The organism is Streptomyces sp. CC208A, assembly GCF_030010625.1.
GTDB lineage: Bacteria > Actinomycetota > Actinomycetes > Streptomycetales > Streptomycetaceae > Streptomyces.
This window is the reverse complement of sequence record NZ_JASCXN010000030.1, coordinates 19,575-46,027: the sequence shown is the minus strand read 5'-3', so window position 1 is coordinate 46,027 and position 26,453 is coordinate 19,575. Positions and strand designations below refer to the sequence as shown.

Here is a 26,453-nt window from a genome sequence, read left to right as displayed (position 1 = left end):
GTCCTGACTCTCCCGCGCCGGAAGCCTCAGGTCCATCGAATGTTTTCGACGGTTCTTTTCAGTTTTCCTGAATGATTGCCGACCGGTCCCCGGCCTCCCGGCCCCCGGCCTCCCGGTCCCCGGTCCCCCGGTCGGCGGCGACGCGGTGGAGGGCGGCGAGGACGGGGGCGAGCGCCGGTCCTTCCTCGGCGCCCCGGCGGACGGCGGCGACCACATGGCGGCGGGGCTGGTCGGCGGAGAGGACCCGGGTGACGACGCCGGTACGGCGCTCGGCGGCGGCCATCCGGGGGACGAGCGCGACGCCCATGCCGGCCTCGACGAGGGCGAGGATGGCGGTCCAGCCGGCGGCGCTGTGGGCCTGCTCGGGGACGAAGCCGGCGGCCTCGCAGGCGGCGGTGGTGATCTCCGACCAGGGCCCGGAGCCACCGAAGATCCAGGGCTCCCCGGAGAGGTCGGCGAGCCGGAGGCCGGGGGCGTCGGCGAGCGGATGGCCGGCGGGGAGGGCGAGGTCGAGGGGGTCGGCGAGGAGCGGGACCCGGGTGAAGCGGGCGTCCCCGGCGGTGGGGGCGTGGGCGGCGAGGGAGAGCGCGAGGTCGACGTCACCCGCCGCGAGGAGCTCGTACGCCTCCGCCGCCTCGGCCTCGCGGACCCGCAGGTCGAGCCCGGGGCGCTCGGCGCGGAGCCGGAGGACGGCCGGGACGACGAGCGCGGGAACGGCCGTGGAGAAGGCGGCGACCCTGACCCGCCCGGCCTCCCCGCGCCGCTGCGCGTCGAGCTCCGCGTCGGCCCGCTCCAACTGGGCGAAGACGGCCTCGGCGTGACGCAGCACCAGATGCGCGGCACCCGTGAGCCGCACCCGCCGCCCGTGCGCCTCCAGGAGCGGCACCCCGAGCTGCTTCGCGAGGTTGGTGAGCTGCTGCGAGACGGCCGAGGGGGTCATGAGCAGCGCCTCGGCGGCGGCGGTGACGGTGCCCCGGTCCCGGAGGGTACGCAGGATCCGGAGCTTCTTGATGTCCCACTCGGTCATGGGCGCAACCTACGGCACCGGCCCCCGGGGGGGGCGGGGGCCGGTGGCGGTCGTACGGGGCGGGCGGGGCGGTCAGCGGTGTGCGGGTGCCGGGGCGGGCGCGGCGGGGGCCTTCAGGGCCTCGGATGCCTTCGGTTCCTTCGGTTCCTTCGGGGCCTTCGGGGTGAGCTGGCCGGCGAGGGTGGCGCCGAAGGCGAGGGCCATGCCGAGGAGCTGGACGGGGCCGAGGGACTGGCCGAGGGCGGCCCAGCCGATGACGGCGGCGGTGATCAGGGAGAGGGGGCCGAGGAGGGTGACCGAGGCGGCGCTCAGCCGCTCGATGCCGCGGAACCAGAGGAAGTACGAGATCGCGGTGTTGCCGAAGGCGAGGTAGGCGTAGCCGGCCAGGTGGGTGCCGGTGAGGGCGGGCGGGGGGCCTTCGACGAGGAGGGCGACCGGCAGGATGACCAGGCCGCCCGCGGTGAGCTGCCAGCCGGTGAGCGCGAGGGCACCGACGCCCTCGGGGCGGCCCCAGCGCTTGGTGAGGACGACGCCGACGGACATCGAGAGGGCGGAGAGCAGCCCTGCGGCCACCCCGACGGCGTCGAACGCGGCCCCGGCCTTGAGGACGACCAGGCTGACGCCGAAGGCGGCGGCGACGGCGGTGGTCAGGGTCCTGACGGTGGGCCGGTCGCCGAGGAGCAGGGCGGCGAGGCCGACGACGAGGAGCGGACCGACGGAGCCGACGACGGCGGCGACCCCGCCGGGGAGCCGGTAGGCGGCGAGGAAGAGCAGCGGGAAGAAGGCGCCGATGTTGAGGGCGCCGAGGACCGCCGACTTCCACCACCAGGCGCCGCTCGGCAGCTTGCGGGTCAGCGCGAGGAGCAGGAGACCGGCCGGCAGGGCCCGCAGGAGGCCGGTGAGCAGCGGCCGGTCGGGCGGCAGGAACTCGGTGGTCACGAAGTAGGTCGAGCCCCAGGAGACCGGGGCGAGGGCGGTGAGTGCGACGACGGCGGCCTTGCGGGACATGGCGGGACTCCCCCTGAAGCGGTGCGGCGCCAGTGGACCGGAGTCCGACTGGCTTGGCAGTAATTAACTTAGCACTAAGCTAATTATTGGCAAGAGGCTTGCTGCTGAGTCGCTTACTTTCAAGTCGCTTGCTTGTCGTCGAGCCGGAGGAGCGGGAGACTGGGGCCATGGAGAAGCACATCCCCGGTCCCGGACACGTCCCCGGCCCCGGACACGACGCCGTCGACGCCATCGCCGACCAGTGGGCCGCGGTCCGCCCCGACCTGGACACCCTGCCGATGGCGGTCTTCGGGCGGATCTACCGGCTCGCCGCCGCCATGCGCGCCAAGGTGGACAAGGCCTACGCGCCGTACGGGGGGATGTCGCTGGGCGAGTTCGACGTGCTCGCCACGCTGCGGCGGTCAGGAGAGCCGTACACGCTCTCGCCGCGCGAGCTGACCGCCACCCTGATGATCACCACCGGCGGGATGACGGGCCGCCTCGACAAGCTGGAGAAGGCCGGACTGCTCACCCGCAGCCCCGACCCGAACGACCGGCGGGGGCTCAGGGTCACCCTCACCGAGCAGGGCCGCTCCCTGGTGGACCAGGCCGTCGGCGCCGGTCTGGAGCGGCAGCGCGCCGCGCTGGAGGCGGCGCTCACCCCCGACGAGGCGCACCAGCTCGAAGGACTGCTGCGCAAGCTGCTCGCCACCACGGCCTGAGCCGCCCACCCGCGGACGCGCGAGGGCGCCGCACGGCCTGCGTGGCCGTGCGGCGCCCTCGGGAACGAACGGGGGGAGGCGGGTGCGCCTCCCCACGGGGCTTACGCCTTCTTGCGGGACTTGTCGAGGACCATCACCAGGCCGACGATGCCCAGGAACAGCGCCAGCGGGAGGGCCACGAACAGGCCGATGGTCTCGATGACCTCCAGCTTGGGGGCCGGGTCGTCACCGTCGTCGCGGGTCAGCGCGAGCGCGGGGGACGACATGAGCAGCATCATCAGCGTCGTACCGGCCGCGACGGCGCCGGCGCGCAGGGCGTTCTTCTTGTCCACGGTGCCAAAGTAGCGAACGCCTAGACGGCCCGCGCGCCCGGGGGTGCCGTACGGGCTCCGGCCCCCTCCGCGGCGGTCCGCAGCAGGGCGTGCGCCCGGGGCGAGGCGGCGAGCTGCTCCAGGGTGAGCGGCTGCCCGCCGGGGCCCGCGACCGGCAGCCGCCAGTTGGGGTACTCGTCCCAGGTGCCCGGCAGGTTCTGCGGCCGGCGGTCGCCCACCAGGTCCGGCAGCCACACCCCGACCATCCGGGCCGGGGTGCGGGCCAGGAAGCGGTGGACGGCCCGGATCTCGGCCTCCTCGTCCCCCGGCCCCTCCGGGAGCAGCCCGAGCCGCTGGAGGAGGCCGAGCCACTCGGCGGTCTCCGCCGCGTCGGCGGTCCGCTCGCGCTCCAGGTCGCCGCCGAGCAGCCCGAGCCGGTGGCGCAGCAGCACGTGGTCGCCGGAGAGCCGGGCGGCGGTGGACGGCAGGTCGTGGGTGGTGGCGGTGGCCACGCAGTCGGTGCGCCACGCCCCCGGCGGCAGCGGGGCGCCGCCGCCCGCCCAGTCCCGCTCGAACCAGAGCACCGAGGTGCCGAACACCCCGCGCCCCGCGAGGGCCTCGCGGACGCCCGGCTCGACGGTGCCCAGGTCCTCGCCGACGACGAGGGCGCCGGCCCGGTGTGCCTCCAGGACGAGAACGGCGAGCATCGCCTCGGCGTCGTACCGGACGTAGGTCCCCTCGGTGGGCTCGCGGCCCTCCGGCACCCACCAGAGCCGGAACAGGCCCATCACGTGGTCGATGCGCAGGGCCCCGGCGTGCCGCAGGAGTTCGCGGAGCAGACCGCGGTACGGGGCGTACCCGGCGGCGGCGAGGGCGTCGGGGCGCCACGGCGGCAGGCCCCAGTCCTGGCCCCGGGAGTTGAAGGCGTCGGGCGGGGCGCCGACCGACATCCCGGCGGCGAAGTCGCCCTGCCGGGCCCAGACGTCGGAGCCCTCCGGGTGGACGCCGACGGCCAGGTCGTGGACGATCCCGACCGTCATCCCGGCCTCCCGGGCCGCGTCGGCGGCCTCGGCGAGCTGCCGGTCCGTCAGCCAGGCGAGCCGGCAGTGGAAGTCGACCCGGGCGGCCAGCTCCGCGTCGGCGCGGGCCGCCGCCGCGGCGCCCTCGGGGGTGCGCAGCGCCTCGGGCCAGGAGCGCCAGCGGGGGCCGTGCCGTTCGGCGAGGGCCTGGTAGGTGGCGTGGTCCTCCAGGGCGCGGCCGCGCTCGGCGAGGAAGTCGTGGTACTCGGCGCGGCGGCCGGGGCCGAGGTCGACGGCGGTGACGAGCTCCAGGGCACGGAGCTTGAGCGCCCGGACGGCGTCCAGGTCGATGGTGGCGCCCTTGGCGAGGACGCCCTCCCGGAGTTCGGCGGCGGCGGTGAGGAGCCGGTCCATCTCCTCGCGCGGCCCGGCGTCCAGGTGGGCGTACTCGGCGATCCGCTCGATCCGCAGGTGGACGGGGTCGGGGAAGCGGCGCGAGGAGGGGCGGTACGGGGACGGGTCGGAGGGCGCGCCGGGCACGCCCGCGTGCAGCGGGTTGACCTGGACGAACCCGGCGCCGTGCGCGCGGCCCGCCCAGGAGACGAGCTCCCGCAGGTCGCCGAGGTCGCCCATGCCCCAGGAGTGCTCGGAGAGCAGCGAGTAGAGCTGGACGAGCAGGCCGTACGCGCGCGTGGCGGGGGCCGGGACCCGCGCGGGGGCGACGATCAGGGTGGCGCGGCCGGTGCGCCCGTCGGGCGCCTCGGCGTCCACGGTGTGCACGCCGAGCGGCAGCCGGGCCCAGTCGTCGCCCTCGTGGAGTTCGCCGGTCTCGGTGGCGACCCGCAGCAGGGTCCCGTCGGGCAGTCCCGCGGGCGGGCGGAGCGGCCCGTCGTCGGTGTGCCGGACGAGGGTGGGCGGGAGCAGCCGCTCCCGCTCGGCCCGCTCCGCCGCGCCGAGGGAGGCGGCGACCGCCTCCGGGGTGGTGGCGTCGACCCCGAGGGCGCCGAGCACCGCGATCACGGTGGTCTCGGGCACGGGCACGGTGACGCCCTCGGACGGGCTGAACGCGGTGGCGACGCCGTGTCGGGCGGCGAGGCGGGCCAGGGTCACTTCACACTCCTGGGGGCTCCGTGGCGCCCCAGGCGGCGGGGGCGGTGGGCTCGCTGGTGAGGGGGGCCGCGCCGGTGTGGGGCGGCTCGCTGATGAGGGGCGCGGCGGTGGCGAGCGGCGGCTCGCTGGTCAGCGGCGCGGTGGCGTCCTGCGCGGGCTCGCCGGTCAGCGGCGTGCCGCCGGCGGTGGGCTGGCGCGGGATCCGTATCCGTCCGGACGGGTGACGGGCGGTCGTGGTCACGGGGGTCTCCCGGTTTCGTCTCGACAGGGTGGCCGGCCGGGCGGCTGGTGGCCGTCGGCCGCGGGGTGCGACGAGTGAGCCCTACCCACCGCGCCGCACTTTGCCCCTTTTACCGGGGGAACGCGGCGAAAGGACGACAGCTCGCCGGTGGTTCACCGGGCAAAGCCGACACTTCGCCCTGTCGCATTGACACCTCCGTACGACGGGTGGTGGGCTCGTGATCCGCCCGTGACCAATCGGCCGGGCAGGGCCCGCCCCTGACGTTCCGGCGGGTCCCGGACCTGGTGAAGGGAGACCTCCGTGACCCCCGTGCGTCCGGGACGCGGACCGCGTACGGCGACCGCGGTCGCCGCCGCCGTCATCGGCGGATTCCTCGCCGGCGCCGTGCCCGGCTCCGCGGCCGCCGTCCCGCCGCCCGCCGCGGTGCCCGACCTGGCCGCCTCGCCCGCGGCCCCCGCGGGGCCCTTCGCGCTCCCCGCCGTGCCCGCGCCCCGGACCGGGGGCACGCGCGCGGAGACGCCCGCCGTGCCCGCCGTGTGGCCCCGGCCGCAGTCGCTGACCGCCGCGGGGCCCGACGTGCGGCTCGGGGAGCGGGTGACCCTGGTGGCGGACGAGGACGCCGACCCGTACGCCCTGATCGCGCTGCGGAGGCTGCTCGCCGACGCGGGGGTGCGGACCGTGCACGAGGGGCTGCCGGGCGCGGGCCCGGTCGTCCGGGCCTCGGGGCCGTCCGGGGAGGCCGCGCAGGAGGCGCTCGCCTCCTTCGGGGTGGCCGAGCGGGCCGACCTGCCGTACGGCGGCTACCGGCTGGCCACCGGACGCTTCGGCGGCCGGGACACCGTGGTCCTGGACGGGACGGGCGAGGACGGTCTGTTCCACGCGGTGCAGACGCTCCGTCAGCTCCTCGGCGAGGGTCCTGACGGCGTCGGCGGCCGGGTGCCGGGCGTCGTCGTCCGGGACTGGCCCGGCACCGCCGAGCGGGGCGTCGCGGAGGCCTTCTACGGCACGCCGTGGACGACGGAGCAGCGCCTGGCGATGGTCGGCTTCCTGGGCCGCACCAAGCAGAACCGGTACCTCTACGCGCCCGGTGACGACCCGTACCGCAAGGCGCAGTGGCGCGAGCCCTACCCGGAGGCGCAGCGGGCCGGGTTCCGGGCGCTGGCCGAGCGGGCCAGGGCCAACCACGTGACGCTGGGCTGGGCGGTGGCGCCGGCCCAGTCCATGTGCCTGTCCTCGGACGCGGACGTGGCGGCGCTGACCCGGAAGCTGGACGCGATGCGGGAGCTCGGCTTCCGCTCCTTCCAGCTCCAGTTCCCGGACGCCGGGTACGGCGAGTGGACCTGCGACGAGGACGCGGACGCCTTCGGGCGGGACGCGGCGGGCGCGGCCCGGGCGCACGCGCGCGTGGCGAACACGGTGGCCCGGCACCTGGCCGGGTATCCGGACGTGGAGCCGCTGACCGTGCTGCCGACGGAGTACTACCAGGAGGGCACCAGCGAGTACCGGTCGGCGCTCGCGGAGGCCCTCGACGCGCGCGTGCGGGTGGCGTGGACCGGTGTCGGGGTCGTGCCGCGCACCATCACGGGCCCCGAACTGGCCGGGGTGCGGGCGGCCCTGGGGCAGCGCCCGCTGGTCACGATGGACAACTACCCGGTGAACGACTACGCGCAGGACCGGCTCTTCCTGGGCCCGTCCACGGGCCGGGAGCCGGCCGTGGCGGTGGGGTCCGCCGCCTATCTGGCGCACGCCATGGAGCAGCCCGCCGCCTCCCGGATCCCGCTCTTCACCACCGCCGACTTCGCCTGGAACCCGCGCGGTTACCGGCCGGGCGAGTCCTGGCGGGCGGCGGTCGCCGACCTGGCGGGGCCCGAGCCGGCCGCGCGGACGGCGCTCGGTGCCCTGGCCGGGAACGCGGCCTCGTCGATCCTGGCCCCGGACGCCGAGTCGGCCGGGGTGAAGCCGCTGATGAGCGCCTTCTGGTCGGCCCGCGCCTCGGGCAGGGCGGCGGAGCGGGAGAAGGCGGGGCGCGAGCTGCGGGCCGCGTTCACCGTGATGCGGGAGGCGCCGGAACGCCTCGCGGAGACGGCGGACGGCGCCCTGCGGGCCGAGTCGGGGCCCTGGCTGGAGCAGTTGTCCCGGTACGGGGCGGCGGGCGAGGCGGCCGTGGACATGCTCCTGGCGCAGGCGCGCGGCGACGGCCCCGCCGCCTGGCAGGCGCAGCTGCGGCTCGAACCGCTGCGGCCCCGGATCGCGGCGAGCGGGGTGACCGTCGGCGCCGGGGTCCTCGACCCGTTCCTGGACCGGGCGGTGAAGGAGGCTGCGGCCTGGACGGGCACCGACCGGGACCCGGAGCGCGCGGTGGACCGGGCCACCGGCTCGTACACGCTGCGGCTTGACCGGGCGCGGCCGGTGGAGGCGGTGACGGTCCTGACCGGCAAGCCTTCCGACGGCGGGAAGCCGGACGAGGGCGAGGCCGCGCACGCGCGCGTGGAGGCGTATGTGACGGGCGAGGGCTGGCGGCCCCTGGGGCCGCTGTCCTCCACCGGCTGGACGCAGACCGAGCTGAAGGGGCTGCGCGCCGAGGCGCTGCGGATCGTCTGGGACGGCGAGGGGCCGGCGCCCGACGTGCGGTCGCTGGTGCCGTGGTTCGCGGACGGGCCGCGGGCCGGTCTGGAACTGGCCCGCACGGAGACCGACCTGGAGGTCGGCGGCCCGGCGGGCCGGGTGGACCTGAAGCTGACCGGGCGGCGGGCGGGCGAGGTGCGGGGCCCGCTGACCGCGAAGGCGCCGAAGGGGATCACCGTACGGCTGCCGAAGGAGGCGGCGGTGGAGCGCGGCGGCACCACGACGGTGCCGATGGAGGTGTCGGTGGCACCGGGCACGGCGTCCGGTGAGTACCGGGTGCCGGTCTCCTTCGCGGGCGAGGAGCGGGTCCTGACGGTGCGGGCCTTCCCGCGCACGGACGGCCCGGACCTGGCCCGGTCGGCGACGGCCTCCTCCTCGGGCGACGAGACCCCGGACTTCCCGGCGGCGCTCGCGGTGGACGGCGATCCGGCGACCCGCTGGTCCTCGCCGGCCGAGGACGGGGCATGGTTCCAGCTGGAGCTGGCCGAGCCCGCCCGGATAGGGCAGGTGGTGCTGCGCTGGCAGGACGCGCACGCCGCCCGCTACCGGGTGCAGGTCTCGGCCGACGGCCGGAACTGGCGGACGGCGGCGACCGTGGCGGACGGCCGGGGCGGCACCGAGTCGGTGCGGATGGACGCGGCGGACACCCGCTTCCTGCGGGTGCAGGGCGAGAAGCGGGCGACCCCGTACGGCTACTCGCTCTGGTCGGTGGAGACCTACGCGGTGGCGCAGGAGCCGAAGGAGGAGGCCCCGGCGGAGGAGACCACGCCGGAGACCGCCCCGGAGGAGGACACGCCGGAGGAGGACGCCGCCCCCTGAGCGGCGCCCCCGTCTCCGTACCCCGTCCGCACCGGCCCGGGGACGCGGAAGGCCCGGTTCTCAGCCGGTCGTCAACGCCCGTGTGGGGGTGTCGGCGACGGAGTCGATCCGGGCCATCGCGTCCTCGGCGCCGTACGGTCTGAGGTAGGGCAGCCATCGGGGGTCCCGGTGGCCGGTCCCGATGATCCGCCAGGCCAGGCCGGTCGGCGGCGCGGGCTGGTGGCGCAGCCGCCAGCCGATCTCCCGCAGGTGCTTGTCGGCCTTGAGGTGGTTGCAGCGGCGGCAGGCCGCCACCACGTTCTCCCAGGCGTGGGTCCCGCCCCGGCTGCGCGGGATGACGTGGTCGACGCTGGTCGCCACTCCCCCGCAGTACATGCAGCGCCCTCCGTCGCGTGCGAAGAGGGCCCTGCGGGTGAGGGGAACGGGCCCCCGGTAGGGGACCCGCACGAAGCGCTTCAGGCGTACCACGCTGGGCGCGGGGACGACCTGGTGTTCGCTGTGCAGGAAGGCGCCGGACTCCTCGATGCAGAGGGCCTTGTTCTCCAGTACGAGGACGAGTGCGCGGCGGAGCGGTACGACGCCCAGGGGCTCGTACGACGCGTTGAGGACCAGGACATGCGGCACGGATGCCTCCTATGGCGCCGGCGGCGCGTGGCTCGCGCCGGGACGAACTGCTCTCAGTCTCTCCTCATGCCTGGTCGGAGCGCCACCACGTTCCCGCGATCTCCGGGGAGGTGCCCGACGTGTTCTCGACCACATCGGCATGTCTGCCGGGTATGTGCCCGGGTGAGACCGGTCTCTCCCTCGAACAGGGCAACGGGTGCCGGTCCGCTGCCCCGTTAGTGTGGATGGTCTGCGTACGCGATGCCTGGAGGTTGTCCCGTGTCCTGGTCCGTCCTGGCGGCCGCCACCGAACCCGATACCATCCCGGTGACTCTGGACGAGGCCGCGGAGAAGGCCACCAACGCGGCGAGCTGGGTGGAGCAGAACTGGTCCACCTGGCTGAACACCGGCCTGCGGATCCTGCTGATCGTGGTCGTCGCCGTGCTGCTGCGGATGGCCGTGCGCCGCGCCCTGACGAAGCTGATCGAGCGGATGAACCGCTCAGCCCAGGCGGTGGAGGGGACGGCGCTCGGCGGGCTGCTCGTCAACGCGGAGCGCAGACGGCAGCGGTCCGAGGCGATCGGCTCGGTGCTGAAGTCGGTGGCGTCCTTCCTGATCCTGGGCACGGCGGGGCTGATGGTCCTGGGCGCCTTCGACATCGATCTGGCGCCGCTGCTCGCCTCGGCCGGTGTGGCCGGTGTGGCGATCGGTTTCGGTGCGCGGAACCTGGTGACGGACTTCCTCTCCGGCGTGTTCATGATCCTGGAGGACCAGTACGGCGTCGGCGACTCGGTCGACGCGGGCGTGGCCTCCGGCGAGGTCGTCGAGGTGGGGCTGCGGGTGACGAAGCTGCGCGGGGTCGACGGCGAGATCTGGTATGTGCGCAACGGCGAGATCAAGCGGATAGGGAACCTCTCCCAGGGCTGGGCGACGGCGGCGGTGGACGTGACGGTCCGGCCGACGGAGGACCTCGACGAGGTGCGGTCGGTGATCGTCGCGGCGGGCGAGTCGATGTCCAAGGACGAGCCGTGGAACGAGCGGCTGTGGGGTCCGGTGGAGGTGCTCGGCCTGACCGAGGTGCTGCTCGACTCGATGACGGTCCGGGTCTCGGTGAAGACCATGCCGGGCAAGAAGCTGGGCGTGGAGCGCGAGTTGCGCTGGCGGATCAAGCGGGGCCTGGACGAGGCCGGCATCCGGATCGTCGGCGGGCTGCCGCCGCAGGCGGAGGAGGGCAAGGCCGATCCGACGGCGGGCATGGCGGCGCCCTCGGCCTTCGCGAGCACGGTCTCGCCGCAGTCGGTGGCGGCCACCCCGCTGCCGAAGCCGGACCTCGGCAAGCACTGACCCTTCCCCTTTCGCGGGTCTCCACGCCCTCGCCGGTGACGCTTCGGTCGCCGACGGGGGCGTCTCGCGTTCCCGGTATTGACGGTCCGGCGGCGGCCGTCCTACCGTCTCCCCACCAGACAGGAAACTTTCCTTACAGTCTTCCCGGCGGTGTGATGAGGGCAGGTGCGAGCGTCATGGCAGGTACCCAGGGAACCCCTGGCACCCCGCGCGTCCTGCGGGCCATGAACGACCGGGCCGCGCTCGACCTCCTCCTGGAGCACGGCACCCTCTCGCGGACCCGGATCGGCGAGCTCACCGGCCTCTCCAAGCCGACCGCCTCCCAGCTCCTCGCCCGCCTCGAAGCCGCGGGCCTGGTCCGCGTCACCGGCACCACCGAGGGCCGCCCCGGCCCCGGCGCCCAGCTGTACGCCCTCGACCCGGGCGCCGGGTACGCCGCCGGGCTCGACGTCAACCAGCACCGCATCCGCGCCGCCGTCGCCGACATCACCGGAGCCGTCGCCGGCGAGTACGAGCTCCGCACCGGAGGCCGTACCGGGGAGGGCGTGGTCCGGCAGGTCACCGACGCCCTCGACGGGGCCGTCAAGGCCGCCGGCCTCACCCGCGCCGACGTGCGGCGCCTGGTCATCGGCACCCCCGGCGCCTTCGACCCGGCCACCGGACGGCTCCGGTACGCCTCCCACCTGCCCGGCTGGCACTCCCCCACCCTCCTGGAGGAGCTGGCCGCGGTCCTGCCCATGCCCTTCGAGTACGAGAACGACGTCAATCTGGTGGCCGTCGCCGAGCGGGCCCTCGGCGCGGCCCGCGGCCACGAGGACTTCGTCCTGCTGTGGAACGAGGAGGGCATCGGCGCCGCCCTCGTCCTCGGCGGCCGGCTGCACCGCGGCTTCACCGGCGGCGCCGGCGAGGTCGGCTTCCTGCCGGTCCCCGGCACCCCGCTGGTCCGCCAGGTCACCAAGGCCAACTCCGGCGGCTTCCAGGAGCTCGCCGGCGTCCGGTCGGTGGCCGGGATCGCCCGCGCGGCCGGCATCGAGACCCCCGACCACCCCCTCGTGCCGGTGGCGACCGGGCTGCTCGCCCGGGCCGCCGAGACCCCGGACGGGGGGCCGTACGCGGAGCTGCTCGACCGGTACGCCGAGCGGCTCGCCACCGGTCTCGCCTCCCTCGTCGCCGTCCTCGACCCCGAACTGATCGTGCTGTCCGGCGACGTCCTGGTCGCCGGCGGCGAACCCCTGCGGGCCCGCGTCCAGGCCGAGCTCGCCGAGCTCGCGGCCTCCCACCCGCGGCTCGTCCTCACCGCCGTCCCCCGTGACCCGGTGCTGCGCGGCGCCCTCGAAAGCGCCCTGGCCACCACCCGCGACGAGGTCTTCGACACCTCCCGCTGACCGGCACGTCCCGCTCCACCCCCGTCATGCCTCCGTCCCGGGGAGACATCGCCGTGCCCGCGCACCCCCACAGAGCCACAGCCTCGCGGCTCCACCTCAGGGAAGCCGTTCCCCCTGGACCACAGCCTCCGGTCTCCCGACCACGAACCAGAGCGAAAGGGTTGACGCATCCATGAAACTTGCTGTCGTAGGGGGCGGATCCACCTACACCCCCGAACTGATCGACGGATTCGCGCGGCTGCGCGACACCCTGCCCCTCACCGAACTCGTCCTCGTCGACCCGGCCGCCGACCGGCTCGAACTCGTCGGCGGGCTCGCCCGGCGGATCTTCGCCAGGCAGGGGCACGAGGGGACGATCACCACCACGACCGACCTCGACGCCGCCGTCGAGGGCGCCGACGCCGTCCTCCTCCAGCTCCGGGTCGGCGGCCAGGCCGCCAGGAACCAGGACGAGACCTGGCCGCTGGAGTGCGGCTGCGTCGGCCAGGAGACCACCGGCGCCGGCGGCCTCGCCAAGGCGCTGCGCACGGTCCCCGTCGTCCTCGACATCGCGGAACGGGTCCGCCGCGCCAACCCGGACGCCTGGATCATCGACTTCACCAACCCCGTCGGCATCGTCACCCGGGCGCTCCTGAAGGCCGGGCACAAGGCCGTCGGCCTGTGCAACGTGGCCATCGGCTTCCAGCGGAAGTTCGCCGGGCTCCTCGGCGTGGCACCGGCGGACGTGCACCTCGACCACCTCGGCCTCAACCACCTCACCTGGGAGACCGGGGTACGGATCGGGGGGCCGGACGGCGAGGACGTGCTGCCGCGGCTGCTCGCCGAGCACGGCGACACGATCGCCGCCGACCTGCGCCTGCCGCGCCTGGTGATGGACCGCTTCGGCGTCGTCCCCTCGTACTACCTGCGCTACTACTACGCGCACGACGAGGTGGTGGAGGAGCTGCGCACCAAGCCGTCGCGGGCCGCCGAGGTCGCCGCGATGGAGAAGGAGCTCCTGGAGATGTACGGGGACCCGGCGCTCGACGAGAAGCCGGCGCTGCTCGGCAGGCGCGGCGGCGCCTTCTACTCGGAGGCGGCCGTGGACCTCGCGGCTTCTCTGCTGGGGGGCGCGGGCTCGCCGTACCAGGTGGTGAACACGTACAACCAGGGCACGCTGCCGTTCCTGCCGGACGACGCCGTCATCGAGGCGCAGGCGGCGGTCGGGCCCGGCGGGGCGGTGCCGCTGCCGGTCGCGCCGGTGGACCCGCTGTACGCCGGGCTGATCGCGAACGTGACGGCGTACGAGGACCTGGCGCTCGACGCGGCGCTGCGGGGCGGCCGGGAGCGGGTCTTCAAGGCGCTGCTCGCGCACCCGCTGGTCGGGCAGTACGCGTACGCCGAGGGGCTCGCGGACCGGCTGATCGCGCACAACCGGGAGCACCTCGCGTGGGCGTGAACGGGGCGCTGCCGGCCGCCGACGCCCTGCTCGCCGTGGACGCCGGCAACAGCAAGACCGACGTGGCCGTGCTGTCCCGGGACGGGAAGGTCCTGGGAGCGGCCCGCGGAGGGGGGTTCCAGCCGCCGGTGGCGGGGGTGGCGGCGGCGGTCGACGGGCTCGCGGAGATCGTGGGGCGGGCGGCGGCGGACGCCGGTGTGCCCCTCTCCTTCGCGCACGTCACCGCTTGTCTCGCCAATGCCGACCTGCCGGTCGAGGAGGCCGGTCTGGAGCGGGAGTTGCTGGGGCGCGGGTGGAGCCGTTCGGTACGGGTCCACAACGACACCTTCGCGCTCCTGCGGGCCGGGCTCGACGAGCCGCGCGGGGTGGCCGTGGTCTGCGGGGCGGGCGTCAACTGCGTGGGCATGACCCCGGACGGGCGGACGGCCCGCTTCCCGGCGATCGGGAGGATCTCCGGGGACTGGGGCGGGGGCGGGGGCCTCGCCGAGGAGGCCATGTGGTTCGCGGCCCGCGCCGAGGACGGCCGGGGCGAGCCGACGGAGCTGGCCCGGGCGCTGCCCGCGCACTTCGGCCTGGGGACCATGTACGCGCTGATCGAGGCCGTGCACCTGGGCCGGATCCCGCACGCGCGGCGGCACGAGCTGACGCCGGTGCTGTTCCGGGTGGCGGCGGAGGGGGACCCGGTGGCGCTGTCCCTGGTGCACCGGATGGCCGAGGAGGTCGTGGCGCTGGCGGCGGTGGCGCTGCGGCGGCTCGGACTCCTCGGCGAGGAGGCGCCGGTGGTCCTCGGCGGAAGCGTCCTCGCCGCCCGGCACCCGCAGTTGGAGGCCCGGATCCGCGAACTCCTCGCCGAGCGGGCGCCGAAGGCGGTGGTCCGCTTCGTGACCGCGCCGCCGGTGCTCGGCGCGGGGCTGCTGGCCCTCGACGAGTCGGGGGCGGGGCCGGAGGCGGCGGAGCGGCTGCGGGGGCACTACGCGGGCTGAGGCTTCGTCGTGGTGGGGCGCTTCCCGGTGGGGAGGCGCCCCACCGGCATGTTCACCTGTTCGAGCGACTCCCGGGGTGGAACCGATCGGGGGCGGCCGTCGTATTCAGAGTGACACTTGTTCGAAGAGACGGTGCAGGAGACGGTGAGGGGGCGGTGAGGGGGGCTCGCCCGGGGAAGTCCCGTGGGCGTACGGCACGATAGGCACAAGATCGTGTCATTCCCGGTGTGCGGGCGGGCCGCCTGCGGCCATACTGCTCGCCTGGGCCGATCGACGTCGAGACCGAGGGGGAGGTCACGTGACACACCCGCCGAGCGCGCCCGCCGCGGCGCAGGGCCCGGCGCCCGCGCCCGCGCGGCCGGCGGTGCCGGGGCAGGTCTCGCGCGCCGCCGCCGTCGGTGCCGCTCCGCCGCCCGCGCGGGGGGCATGGGCCACCGGGCGCGAGGTGCTGCGGGCCGCCGCGACCACCGAGCCGGGGCGGCTGCGGGTCCTGGGGGCCGTACTGGCACTGCTCGTCCTCGCCCTGGGCACGGTCGCGGGCCTGGAGGCGGCCGACCGGGCCTCCTCCGCCGAGGACGTCGTGGGGCGCAGCCAGCCGCTGAGCGCGGACGCCGCCGCGATCTACCGCTCGCTGGCCGACGCCGACTCGACGGCCGCGACCGGCTTCCTCGCCGGCATACAGGAACCGGCCGAGTCCCGCGCCCGCTACGACCGGGACCTCGCCACCGCCTCCCGGCTGCTCGTGAAGGCGGCGGCGAGCACGGACGGTTCGGGCGAGTCGGCCCGCGAGATCACCGCCCTCAACGAGCTGCTGCCGCGCTACGCGGGCCTGGTCGAGCGGGCCAGGGCCGCCAACCGGCAGGGCCTGCCGCTGGGCGGCGCCTATCTGCGGTACGCGAACCAGGAGATGACGACCCGCCTGCTGCCTGCCGCCGAGCGGCTCTACGCGGCGGAGACCGCCCGGCTCCACCAGGACGACGACGAGGCCCGCGCCTGGCCCTACCTGGCACTCGGCGCCGGGGTGCTCGCCCTCGGCGTCCTGGTGTGGGCGCAACGGCGGGAGTACCGGCGGACGAACCGGGTGTTCAGCCGGGGGCTGCTCGCCGCCACCGCCGCCACCGTGGTGGTGCTGCTGTGGCTGGCCGGGGCCCACACCGTGGCCCGCTCCGGGCTCGGCTCCGCGCAGGCGGAGGGCCAGCGGTCGCTCCAGCTGCTCAACGAGGCCCGGATCAGCTCCCTCAAGGCCCGCGCCAACGAGAACCTGACGCAGGTCGCCCGGGGCGCGGTCCTCACCGAGGACGGGAAGGACGACAAGTACGAGGCGGAGTACGCGCGAGGCATGACGGCGCTCGCCGACGCGCTCGGCCGGGCGACGCGCTTCGCCGACGACGAGGCGGGACGGGCGCCGCTGGCCGAGGCCACGGCCCGGGTGGCCGAGTGGCGCGAGCGGCACGCCGCCGCACGGAAGCTCGGCGAGGCGGGCGACTACCAGGGCGCCCTCGACCGGATCATCGGCCCGAAGGGGGCGGGACCGAAGGAGGCCGAGCAGTCGGCGGGGTACTCCTTCGACCAGGTCGACGCGGCCCTGGAGCGGGCGCTCGCGCACGAGCAGGACGAGTTCACCCGCTCCGCGCGGGGCGCGGTGGACGCGTTGACCGGGCTGCCGCTGGGCGCGGCCGCGCTCGGCGCGCTCGGCGCCCTCGGGGCGGTGCTCGGCGTCAACCGAAGACTGGCGGAGTACCGGTGAGAGGAGGCGGAATGGCACACGACGGCGAGCCGGCGGCCCGGCGGGCGGTCCGGCGGCTGCGGGGCTGGGGCGGCGTGGCCGCGATGGGCGTGGCCTGCGCGCTCACCGCTTCCCTGACCCTGCTGCCACTGGCCCGGGACACGGGCGGGACGCCCGCGCCCGCCGGCCCCTTCGGGGCGGGCCCCGGCGTGGGCACCGGGATCCAGGTCAAGGCCGTCGCCGACAGCTGCGAGCACCCGGAGGCGTCGCTGCGGCCCTCGACGGAGGACGGGCCCTCGGTCACGGCGATCAAGCAGCGGGGCAAGCTGGTCGTCGGCGTCGACCAGTCCAGCTACCGCTGGGGCTTCCGCGACCCGGAGACCGGCACCCTGGAGGGCTTCGACATCACGCTCGCCCGGGCGATAGCCAAGGACCTCCTCGGCAGCGAGGAGGCGGTCGTCTTCCGGGCCGTGCCCACCAACCAGCGGATCGCGGCCCTCGACAGCGGCTCCGTCGACCTCGTGGTCCGCACGATGACGATCAACTGCAAGCGGATCGAGCAGGTGGCGTTCTCCACCGCCTACTTCCGGGCCGGACAGCAGGTCCTCGCGCCGAAGGACTCCCCGGTCACCGGCTACGACGACTCGCTGAAGGGCCGGCGGGTCTGCACCGCCGAGGGCTCCACGGCCCACGAGGCGCTGGAGGAGAACTCGTTCGGCGCGGTGTTCAAGGACGAGGGCGACGGCACCCCCGCCGACCGGGACCTGCTGACCGTGCCCAACCAGCTGGACTGCCTGGCCCGGCTCCAGATGGGCGAGGTCGACGCCGTCGTCACCGACAACGCGCTGGCGGCAGGACAGGCCGCGCAGGATCCGGCGGTGGAGCTGAAGGGGAAGCCGTTCACCGAGGAGTACTACGGGGTGGCGGCGAAGCTCGGCAACGACGACCTGGTGCGCCGGGTCAACAAGGTCCTGGAGGACTACCGGAAGGGCCCCTGGCAGGAGGCGTACGGGATCTGGCTGGAGGCGGGGCTCGGAAAGGCAGGGCCGCCCGCCCCGCTGTACAAGTAGCGGCACGGCCGCTGGACGGGTAGCGGCACGGCCGCTGGACGAGCAGCGGCACGAGCAGCGCCGAGGGACGAGCCGCCCCGTACCGGGGGCGAGGAGAAGAGGGAGAGCGATGGGCGTCGCGGGACCCCCCGGTCCGGTGATGGACCGGGACGAGGTGGACCGTGCGCTGGCGCGCCTCGGCGCGGAGCACAAGGCGGTCGAGGACTCGCTCCTCGCACTCCAGGACCACGCCGGGCGGCGGCTCCTCGAAGGGGCCGCGCTGACCGGCACCACCCGGGAGCGCTGGGCGTCGACGGAGCGGACCATCACCGTGCTCTGGAGCTGCTTCGACGCGTACACGGCGGCGCTGCGGGAGGCCCGGGAGGTGCGGGCGCGGCGCACGTGGCCGAACCGCGAGGAGCTGGCGGAGCTGACCGAGCGGCTGCGCGGCGAGGCGGTGCACGTGCCCGGCGGCTCCGGCGAGGAGGCGCTGCTCGCCGAGCGGTTCACCCTCGACGGGCTCGTGCGGCGGATGAACGAGCTGTACGCGGCCTCGCTCGACGTGGTGGTGACGGCGGACGCCGTGTGGTCGGCGCTGCCCGCCCGGATAGACCTGCTCGCCGCCGAGCTGGGCAGGACCCGTTCGCTGGCGCACTCGGTCGGGGTGCGGCCCGGCGAGCATCCGGCCGGTGACGAACTGGAGTCGATCACGGCCGAACTGGCGGAGCTGCGGGAGTCGGTGGTGACCGATCCGCTGGCCTTCTGGCGTCCCGCCGAAGGCAGTTCGGCGCCGGGCGGGGGCCGGCCCGACACCACGCGGTACGACCGGGCGGCGCTCGCCCTGGAGGACGTACGGCGGGAGATCGAGGCGGTCCTCGCGGTGCGGCAGGACTCCGAGGAGCGGCTGCTGCGGCTGCGGGACGTGCTGTCCCGGGCGGACCGGACCCTCTCCGAGGCGCGGGCGGCGCGCGGCGAGGTCCTGGCGAAGATCGCCGCCTCCGAGGTGCCGGCCGTCAGCGGGCCGCCGACCGCGCTCCAGGAACGGCTCCAGGCCGCCGCCGAGCACCGCAGGCACGCCCGGTGGCACCGGCTCTCGCCGCTGCTGGACGCGCTGGAGCGGGAGGCGGAGGAGGAGCTGCTGCGAGCCCGTGACTCGCTGACGGCGGTGACGGCGCCGCTCGCGGTGCGGGCGGAGCTGCGCGGCCGGCTCGACGCGTACCGGGCGAAGGCGGCCCGGCTCGGCGGGGCGGAGGACCCGTTCCTGGCCGAGCGGTACGACACGGCGCGCCGGATGCTGTGGAGCGCGCCCTGCGACCTGCGGGCCGCGGAGCAGGCCGTGCTGCGCTACCAGCGGGCGGTGGCGGACCTGGCGTCCGGTCCGTCGGAGACGGGAGGACGACAGTGGTGAGCGGTCAGGCCGGGGCGGCGGCGAGCTGCCAGCGGCCCGCGTGCGAGGGCGCGTACGAGGACGTGGGCGGCGGCGAGCTGTACTGCGACACGTGCGGGCTCGCGCCGGTGGTGGCGCCCAGCGGGCGGCTCCAGGCCAATCCGACCGGGGTCGCGGTGCCCGGGAAGCGCGGCACCGGCACGGGTCCCGGGACGGGCGCGGGCTTCGGGACGCCGTCGGAGGCGGCGGCCTGGGGGCCCGACTCGGCGTCGGCGCGCAGCGGTTCGCGGGCCTCGTCCCGCTCCTCGTCCTCGCGCCGCTCGGTGTCCGGGCGGCTGTCGCGGTCGCTGTCGGGGCGGGCCACCGGCCGTTCGGTGTCGGTGCGCAGCTCCGGGTCGTCCAGTGGGCAGTCGGCCCGCAAGCGGCTCGGCGCGGGGCTCGTCACGATCCCGGAGGTGCCGCGCCCCGACCCGCGCGGCGCGGTGATGGCGCACCCCGAGGTGCCCGAGCGGAAGCGATTCTGCTCCCGTTCCGACTGCGGTGCGCCGGTGGGCCGTTCGCGCGGTGACCGGCCGGGCCGCACCGAGGGCTTCTGCACCTCGTGCGGGCACCCGTACTCCTTCGTGCCGAAGCTGCGGGCCGGGGACGTGGTGCACGGGCAGTACGAGGTGGCGGGGTGTCTCGCCCACGGCGGCCTCGGCTGGATCTACCTCGCCGTCGACCGGGCGGTCTCGGACCGGTGGGTGGTCCTCAAGGGCCTGCTCGACACCGGCGACCAGGACGCCATGGCGGCGGCGATCTCGGAGCGCCGCTTCCTCGCCGAGATCGAGCACGCCAACATCGTCCGGATCTACAACTTCGTCGAGCACCTCGACCCGCGCACCGGCTCCCTGGACGGCTACATCGTCATGGAGTACGTGGGCGGCAGCTCGCTCAAGGAGATCGCCAACGCCCGGCGCACGCCGGAGGGCCGGCGCGACCCGCTGCCGGTCGAACAGGCCTGCGCCTACGGCATCGAGGCCCTGGAGGCGCTGGGCCACCTGCACAGCCGCAACCTGCTGTACTGCGACTTCAAGGTGGACAACGCGATCCAGTCCGAGGACCAGCTCAAGCTCATCGACATGGGCGCGGTCCGGCGGATGGACGACGAGGAGTCGGCCATCTACGGCACGGTCGGCTACCAGGCGCCCGAGGTCGCCGAGATCGGCCCCTCGGTCGCCAGCGACCTGTACACGGTGGCCCGCACGCTCGCCGTGCTCACCTTCGACTTCCAGGGCTACACCACCGTCTTCGCGGACTCGCTGCCCGACCCGCGGCACATCGAGGTCTTCCAGCGGTACGAGTCGTTCTACCGGTTCCTGGTGCGGGCCACCGACCCGGACCCGGCGCGCCGCTTCGCCTCCGCCGAGGAGATGGCGGAGCAGCTGACCGGGGTGCTGCGGGAGGTCGTCGCCCTCCAGTCGGGGCGGCCCCGGCCCGCGCTGTCCACGCTCTTCGGCCCGGAGACGCGGGTCACCGACACGGTGCTCTTCGCCGAGGACTCCGGGGACGTCTCGGTGCTCGGCGCGCGCCGCACCGGCCGGGCCCGGCGCTCCGCTCCCCCGGCGGCCACGGGCCTCCCGGCCGGGCAGGGCCTCGGGTCGCTGCTCGCCCCGCTCGACGTGGCGGCGACCGCGCTCGCGCTGCCGGTGCCGCGGGTGGACCCGGCGGACGCCAACGCCGGTTTCCTCGCCGGTCTGCAGGCCGCCGCCCCCGCCGAACTCCTCGGTGCGCTGCGGGCCGCGCCCGCCGACACCCCCGAGCTGCGGCTGCGCGCCCTGCGGGCCCAGCTCGACCTGCGGGACCTGGTCTCCGCGGGGCAGACGCTGGGCGCCCTGGAGCAGTGGGACGCGGACGACTGGCGGGTGGTGTGGCACCGGGGCGTGGCCTCCCTCGTGGGCGGCGACCTGACACACGCGGCGGTCGCCTTCGACGCCGTCTACGACGCGTTCCCCGGCGAGCCCGCGCCCAAGCTGGCGCTCGGCGTCTGCGCGGAGGTGCTCGGCCAGTTGGACAACGCGGCCGAGTACTACCACCTGGTGTGGGCGGCCGACCCCGGTTTCGTCAGCGCCGCCTTCGGGCTCGCCCGGGTGCGGCTGGCCGCCGGGGACCGGGCGGGGGCGGTCGCCGCGCTCGAATCCGTACCGGAGTCCTCCATCCACTACACGGCGGCCCGGGTCGCGGCCGTCCGGGCGCGGCTGCGGCGGCGCCCGGCGCACGAACCACTCGGCGCCGACCTGACCGCGGCCGCCGCGCAGGTCTCGGCGCTCGGCGGCTTCGGCCTCGACCCGGTGCGCCGGGAGCGGTTGGCGACGGAGGTGCTCGGTACGGCCCTTGACTGGGTACTCTCCGGGAGTCCCGGTGCCGCGCCGGGCGGCGGCGAACCGCTGCTCGGGAGCGCGCTGGACGAGAGCGGGCTCCGCTCCGGCCTGGAGCGCGCCTACCGGGCGCTGGCCCGGCTCGCCCAGCGGGGCGAGGAGAGGATCGAACTGGTGGAGCGGGCCAACCGCTACCGCCCCCGGACGTGGGTGTGAGGATGTCCCAGAAGCCCCAGCCGCCGTCACACGGACTCGCCGCCTGCCCGAACCCGGAGTGCGGCGAACCGGTGGACCCGAGGGACCGCTACTGCGGGGCCTGCGGATACGACCTGTCGGTCGCGGCGGAGCCGCCGGCCGGGCAGGACCGGCCGACCATGCCGATCGCCGCGCCCGTCTGGCCCGAGGCCCCGCCCCGGGACCCCGGCTCGCTGTCGACGGCGACCCAGCACCCCGGCGAGCTGCCGGGCACGGACTCGGGCGGGCACGAGCTGCCGACGGTGCCGGCGGCCGGGGCGGACGCCGCCGGGGCCGTACCCGGGCGGGCGGACGGTCCTGTGCCGCCGGGCGGGGAGACCGTACGGGGCGGGGGCGGGGGCGACTTCGAGCTGGCCGCGCCGGATCCGCGGGCCGCCGTGCGGGCGGAACCCGCGGCCGGGTCCGGTGCTTCCGGGGAGGTGCCCGAGGGGACCTGTGTGGCCTGCCGGGCCGGGCGGGTCGACGGGGACGGCTACTGCGAGAACTGCGGGCACGCCCAGCCCCGGGAGCGCGACCACATGGAGCGGGAGCTCGGCGGCGTCGCCGCGGTCAGCGACCGCGGGCTTCGCCACCACCGCAACGAGGACGCGTTCGCGATCGGCGAGACCACCCTGCCCGGCGGGGTGCCGGCCGCCGTCGCGATCGTCTGCGACGGCGTCTCCTCCGCCCACCGCCCCGACGAGGCGTCCGCCGCCGCGGCCCGCGCCGCGGGGAAGGTGCTCGACGAGGCGCTGCCGCGCGGCACCCACCCGCAGCAGGCCATGCACGAGGCGATCGTCGCCGCCGCCGAGGCCGTCACCGCCCTGGCCCGCACCGGCGGTCCCGACGGCGGGGGCGCCGACCCCGCCCCCGGCGGCAACTCCCCGGCCTGCACCATCGTCGGCTCCGTCGTCACCGACGGGCTGCTCGTCGTCGGCTGGGTCGGCGACAGCCGCGCCTACTGGGTGCCCGACGACCGCACCGCGCCCGCCGCCCGGCTCACCGAGGACGACTCCTGGGCCGCCCAGATGGTCAAGGCGGGCCTGATGAACGAGGAGCAGGCGTACGCGGACGAGCGCGCCCACGCCATCACCGGCTGGCTCGGCGCCGACGCGTACGAACTGGAGCCGCACACCGCCGCGTTCAAGCCGGACCGGCCGGGTGTCGTCGTGGTCTGCACGGACGGGCTCTGGAACTACGCGGAGGCCGCCGAGGCGATGGCGCGGACCGTCCCCGCCGACGCGGCGCTCCGGCCGCTGCACGCGGCGCGGGTCCTCGTCGGCCACGCCCTCGACGGCGGCGGACACGACAACGTCACGGTCGCGCTGACGCCGTTCGTCCCGTCGCCCGCGGGGGCAGGCTCCTCCTGACCCCCCGTCACCAGCCGTATCCGTGCCGCCGCCGCAGCCGCCGAGGAGCCGGAACCAGAGGAGCCGAAACCAGATGGCGAACTTCGCCAAGCCGTCCGTGCCGCAGTTCTCGGTGGACGTCTACCAGAACGAGTACCTGCCGGCCGGCGGGCGGGACGTCGACGCGGTCGTCACCGTCACGGCGACCGGCGGCGGCACCAGCGGCACGGCGGGCGTGACGGGCGTGACGGCCGGGGGACCCGCCGGAGTGGTGATCATGGTCGACTGCTCGGGCTCCATGGCCCACCCGCCGGCCAAGATGGAGGGCGCCCGGGCCGCCACCGCCGCCGCGATCGACACCCTCCGCGACGGCACCTCCTTCGCCGTCGTCGCCGGCAACCACACCGCCGTCCCGCTCTACCCTCCGCACGGGCGGCTCGCCGTCGCGGGCGCCGGGACCCGCGCCGAGGCCAAGGAGGCGCTGGCCCGGCTCACCCCCGACGGCGGCACCGCGATCGGCACCTGGCTGCGGCTCGCCGCCGCCCTCCTCGACGGCGAGGACCTCGCCATCCGGCACGGCGTACTCCTCACCGACGGGCGCAACGAGCACGAGTCCCCCGAGGCGCTGCGGGCCGCGCTCGACGCCTGCGCGGGCCGCTTCACCTGCGACGCGCGGGGCGTCGGCACCGACTGGGAGGTCAAGGAGGTCACCGGGATCGCCTCGGCGCTGCTCGGCTCCGCCGACATCGTCGCCGACCCGGCCGGGCTCGCCGCCGACTTCACGGCCATGATGGAGAACGTCATGGGCAAGGGCGTCGCCGACGTGGCGCTGCGGCTGTGGACGCCGGTCGGCGCGGAGCTCGTCTTCGTCAAGCAGGTCGCGCCGGTGGTCGCCGACCTGACCGGCCGGCGGACCGACACCGGGCCGCGCACCGGGGACTACCCCACCGGCTCCTGGGGCGACGAGTCCCGCGACTACCACATACGCGTCCGGGTCCCGGCGAACGCCGTCGGACAGGAGATGCTCGCCGCCCGGACCTCCCTGCTCGTCCCCGACCCGGCGGGCGGCGACGCCCGGCCGGTGTCCCAAGGGCTGATACGGGCGGTGTGGACGCACGACGTGGCGATGACCACGGCGATCCATCCGCAGGTCGCGCACTACACGGGCCAGGCGGAGCTCGCGGACGCCATCCAGCAGGGCCTGGACGCCCGCAAATCGGGCGATCGGGACGGGGCGACGGCGAAACTGGGCCGCGCGGTGCAGCTCGCGGCGGCCTCCGGGAACGCGGACACCGCGAAACTCCTTTCGAAGGTGGTGGACGTGGTCGACGCGGCGGCGGGTACTGTGCGGTTGAAGGCGAAGGTCGCGGAGGCGGACGAGATGACACTCGAGACCCGTTCCACCAAGACCGTTCGCGTCAAGAGGTAGCCCGGTCCGCCGGGCCGGACGACGAGAGGGGGAAGCACCGACATGCCGACCTGCCCGAACGGACACCAGTCGGTCTCCGACGACTGGTGCGAGGTCTGCGGCCATCGCATGGCCGGGGCGGGTGCGCCGGCGGGTGCCACACCGCCCCCTCCCGGCCCCCCACCACCCCCTCCGGGCCCACCCCCCGCGTACGGCTACCCCCACCCGGCCCCCCCGAACGGCCCGGGCACCCCGGGCTTCCCGCCCCCGCCCGGCGCCCCGGGCAACGCCGACATCCCAGGCTTCCCGCCCCCGCCCGGCGCCCCGAACGGCCCCGGCGCCCCGGGTGGCCCCGGCCGCCCCGGTTTTCCTGACGGCCCCGGCCGAGCCGGTGGCCCTGGTGGTGCCCCGGGTGGTCCCGGGTTCTCCGGCGGCCCTGGTGCTCCGGGCGGCCCCGGCCGCCCCGACTTCCCTGGAGGCCCCGGCCGAGCCGGTGGCCCCGGGTTCCCTGACGCTCCCGGCGGATCCGGTGGCCCGGCCTTTCCCGGAGGCCCCGGTGCTCCGGGTGCCCCGGCCGGTGGGCCCGGCCCCGGTCCCGGCCACCCCGGCGGCCCGAACGGTCCCGGCCCGGGCAACGGCCCTGGCTTCCCCGGCGGCCCGGGCGGCCCCGGCAGCTCGGACGGCCCCTCGTTCCAGGGTGGTCCTGGCGGATCCGGCCGAGCCGGTGGCCCCGGTGCGCCCGGCTTCCCCGATGCTCCCGGCACGTCCGGCGGTCCGGGTGGCCCCGGTGCACCCGCCGGCCCGGGTAACGGTCCTGGCTTCCCCGGTGGCCCGGGCGCGCCCAGCGGCTCGGGCAACCCCCCGTTCCCGGGCGGTCCCGGTGCTCCGAGTGGCCCCGGCGCGCCCGGCAGCCCCGCCGCTCCGGGCGGCCCCGGCGCGCCCGGCGCTCCCCGCGGCTTCGGCCCCGGCGGCGATCCCCACGCGACCGCGCAGGCGGAGCTGTGTCCGCAGTGTCGTACGCCGCGGGAGCACATGGCGCCGTACTGCGAGGAGTGCCGCTGGAACTTCCTGACGGGGACCGCGACCTCGTACACGCCGATCGCGCCCGCTCCGCAGCCGAACCGGTCGGCGGGGGCGAACCTGCCGCCGGGGTTCCAGACGGCGCCTCCGGCGCAGGACGCGTTCGGGTACCACGACTCCCGGCCGTCGCAGGTGAACCGGCCGGCGGAGCCGCTGGGGGCCGAGGCCACGCATCAGCAGGCGCCGCCGCAGCGGCCGCAGCCGCCCGCGTACCCCCAGGGACGGGCCGACGACGACTGGGTGCTCTCCCCGCCGTCCCAGACCCAGCCGCCTCAGGCGCCTCAGGCACCACCGGCGCCGCAGGGGTGGACCGCTCACATCGGGCCGGACCGCGACTACTTCATGGCGATGATGCGCCGCAGCGGGCCCGAGGCCGCCGGGCTCAACCTGCCCGCGTACGCGCCGCCGAAGCAGCTGCCGCTCCAGGGCAACCAGGTCTCCATCGGGCGCCGCCGGCACTCCACCGGCGAGGCTCCCGACATCGACCTGTCGGTGCCGCCGGAGGACCCGGGCGTCTCGCACCAGCACGCGGTGCTCGTGCAGCAGCCCGACGGCTCGTGGGCGGTGGTGGACCAGAACTCCACCAACGGCACCACGGTCAACGGCGGCGAGGAGCCGATCCAGCCGTACGTGCCCGTCCAGCTCCAGGACGGCGACCGGGTGCACGTCGGCGCCTGGACGACGATCACCGTCCGGCGCGGCTGAGCCCGCGCCCGCCCGGGGACCGGAGGTCCTAGACCTCCGGTCCTCGTCCGCCCCGTCTGAGACGATGGAGCGGTGAACGAGATTCCCGGGGACGACACGATGCAGGAGCAGACCTTCTACGAGCAGGTCGGCGGCGAGGAGACGTTCCGCCGTCTCGTCCGGCACTTCTACGAGGGCGTCGCCGAGGACCCGCTGCTGCGCCCGATGTACCCCGAGGAGGACCTCGGCCCCGCCGAGGAGCGGCTCGCGCTCTTCCTGATGCAGTACTGGGGCGGCCCCCGCACCTACAGCGACCACCGCGGCCACCCCCGGCTGCGGATGCGGCACGCACCCTTCGTCGTCGACCAGGCCGCGCACGACGCCTGGCTCCGCCACATGCGCGCGGCGCTCGACGGGCTCGGTCTCGCGCCGGAGCACGAGGCCCAGCTGTGGCGCTATCTGACGTACGCCGCCGCCTCGATGGTCAACACCGCCGGCTGATCGGGCCACTCCTCGCCACCGGATGAACACATTCCGGGGATCGCTCGCCGGATAACGGTCACGA

At 75.9% G+C, this 26,453-nt stretch carries 20 protein-coding genes; 14 read left to right on the top strand and 6 right to left on the bottom strand.

Annotated features, from left to right (window positions below; genetic code table 11):
• Positions 1–58: 58 nt before the first annotated feature.
• Both QK442_RS27470 and QK442_RS27465 read right to left on the bottom strand, forming a co-directional pair.
• Positions 59–1,027 carry a LysR substrate-binding domain-containing protein gene (locus QK442_RS27470; RefSeq protein ID WP_282696765.1) on the bottom strand — a complete coding sequence of 323 codons (969 nt, stop codon included), beginning with the start codon at positions 1,025–1,027 and terminating at the stop codon, positions 59–61.
• Between the two features lie 72 nt (positions 1,028–1,099).
• Positions 1,100–2,035 carry an EamA family transporter gene (locus QK442_RS27465; RefSeq protein WP_282696764.1) on the bottom strand — a complete coding sequence of 312 codons (936 nt, stop codon included), beginning with the start codon at positions 2,033–2,035 and terminating at the stop codon, positions 1,100–1,102.
• A gap of 167 nt (positions 2,036–2,202) precedes the next feature.
• Between QK442_RS27465 and QK442_RS27460 the strand changes: the two genes are divergently transcribed.
• Positions 2,203–2,736, top strand: coding sequence for a MarR family transcriptional regulator (locus QK442_RS27460; protein WP_282696763.1), 534 nt, complete (start codon positions 2,203–2,205; stop codon positions 2,734–2,736).
• A 101-nt stretch (positions 2,737–2,837) separates the two neighbouring features.
• Here the strand turns inward: QK442_RS27460 and QK442_RS27455 are convergent, their stop codons facing one another.
• From QK442_RS27455 to QK442_RS27445, 3 genes are read right to left on the bottom strand one after another with little or no spacing between them, the layout of a single operon-like run.
• A complete protein-coding gene (locus QK442_RS27455; protein ID WP_282696762.1) occupies positions 2,838–3,068 on the bottom strand; it encodes a hypothetical protein in 231 nt (76 codons plus the stop codon).
• A gap of 20 nt (positions 3,069–3,088) precedes the next feature.
• Positions 3,089–5,176, bottom strand: coding sequence for a 4-alpha-glucanotransferase (gene malQ, locus QK442_RS27450; protein ID WP_282696761.1), 2,088 nt, complete (start codon positions 5,174–5,176; stop codon positions 3,089–3,091).
• 1 nt (position 5,177) lies between these two features.
• On the bottom strand, positions 5,178–5,378 hold the full coding sequence (locus QK442_RS27445) for a hypothetical protein (RefSeq protein ID WP_282696807.1): 201 nt from the start codon (positions 5,376–5,378) through the stop codon (positions 5,178–5,180).
• A 348-nt stretch (positions 5,379–5,726) separates the two neighbouring features.
• On the opposite strand from QK442_RS27445, the gene QK442_RS27440 reads away from it, so the two are divergent.
• Positions 5,727–8,861: a beta-N-acetylglucosaminidase domain-containing protein gene (locus tag QK442_RS27440; protein WP_282696806.1), complete on the top strand. Its 3,135-nt coding sequence runs from the start codon at positions 5,727–5,729 to the stop codon at positions 8,859–8,861.
• Positions 8,862–8,921: 60 nt separating this feature from the next.
• Here QK442_RS27440 and QK442_RS27435 read toward each other — a convergent pair whose 3' ends face one another.
• A complete protein-coding gene (locus QK442_RS27435; protein ID WP_282696760.1) occupies positions 8,922–9,485 on the bottom strand; it encodes an HNH endonuclease in 564 nt (187 codons plus the stop codon).
• A 258-nt stretch (positions 9,486–9,743) separates the two neighbouring features.
• On the opposite strand from QK442_RS27435, the gene QK442_RS27430 reads away from it, so the two are divergent.
• The 12 genes from QK442_RS27430 (at position 9,744) to QK442_RS27375 (ending at position 26,389) form a co-directional block, all read left to right on the top strand.
• The gene (locus tag QK442_RS27430) at positions 9,744–10,808 is read left to right on the top strand and encodes a mechanosensitive ion channel family protein (RefSeq protein WP_282696759.1); all 1,065 of its coding nucleotides are present in this window, start codon (positions 9,744–9,746) and stop codon (positions 10,806–10,808) included.
• Between the two features lie 176 nt (positions 10,809–10,984).
• Positions 10,985–12,193 carry an ROK family transcriptional regulator gene (locus tag QK442_RS27425; protein ID WP_282696758.1) on the top strand — a complete coding sequence of 403 codons (1,209 nt, stop codon included), beginning with the start codon at positions 10,985–10,987 and terminating at the stop codon, positions 12,191–12,193.
• 172 nt (positions 12,194–12,365) lie between these two features.
• Entirely contained in the window at positions 12,366–13,631 is a 1,266-nt protein-coding gene (locus QK442_RS27420) for a 6-phospho-beta-glucosidase (protein ID WP_282696757.1), read from the top strand.
• Complete coding sequence (locus tag QK442_RS27415; RefSeq protein ID WP_282696756.1) at positions 13,622–14,614, top strand: BadF/BadG/BcrA/BcrD ATPase family protein; 993 nt, start codon at positions 13,622–13,624, stop codon at positions 14,612–14,614. Before QK442_RS27420 ends, QK442_RS27415 begins: the two co-directional genes overlap by 10 nt.
• Before the next feature lie 445 nt (positions 14,615–15,059).
• Positions 15,060–16,361, top strand: a complete 1,302-nt coding sequence (locus QK442_RS27410) for a hypothetical protein (RefSeq protein ID WP_282696805.1) — start codon at positions 15,060–15,062, stop codon at positions 16,359–16,361.
• A gap of 11 nt (positions 16,362–16,372) precedes the next feature.
• The gene (locus QK442_RS27405; RefSeq protein ID WP_282696755.1) at positions 16,373–17,410 is read left to right on the top strand and encodes a glutamate ABC transporter substrate-binding protein; all 1,038 of its coding nucleotides are present in this window, start codon (positions 16,373–16,375) and stop codon (positions 17,408–17,410) included.
• Between the two features lie 109 nt (positions 17,411–17,519).
• Positions 17,520–18,797, top strand: a complete 1,278-nt coding sequence (locus QK442_RS27400; RefSeq protein WP_282696754.1) for a hypothetical protein — start codon at positions 17,520–17,522, stop codon at positions 18,795–18,797.
• The gene (locus QK442_RS27395; protein ID WP_282696753.1) at positions 18,794–21,349 is read left to right on the top strand and encodes a serine/threonine-protein kinase; all 2,556 of its coding nucleotides are present in this window, start codon (positions 18,794–18,796) and stop codon (positions 21,347–21,349) included. The genes QK442_RS27400 and QK442_RS27395 overlap by 4 nt, the downstream gene beginning before the upstream one ends.
• Before the next feature lie 2 nt (positions 21,350–21,351).
• Entirely contained in the window at positions 21,352–22,737 is a 1,386-nt protein-coding gene (locus QK442_RS27390) for a PP2C family serine/threonine-protein phosphatase (RefSeq protein ID WP_282696752.1), read from the top strand.
• A 73-nt stretch (positions 22,738–22,810) separates the two neighbouring features.
• The gene (locus tag QK442_RS27385; RefSeq protein WP_282696751.1) at positions 22,811–24,145 is read left to right on the top strand and encodes a VWA domain-containing protein; all 1,335 of its coding nucleotides are present in this window, start codon (positions 22,811–22,813) and stop codon (positions 24,143–24,145) included.
• A gap of 42 nt (positions 24,146–24,187) precedes the next feature.
• Complete coding sequence (locus QK442_RS27380) at positions 24,188–25,909, top strand: FHA domain-containing protein (protein WP_282696750.1); 1,722 nt, start codon at positions 24,188–24,190, stop codon at positions 25,907–25,909.
• A 72-nt stretch (positions 25,910–25,981) separates the two neighbouring features.
• Entirely contained in the window at positions 25,982–26,389 is a 408-nt protein-coding gene (locus QK442_RS27375) for a globin (RefSeq protein ID WP_282696749.1), read from the top strand.
• The last annotated feature ends 64 nt before the right edge of the window (positions 26,390–26,453 follow it).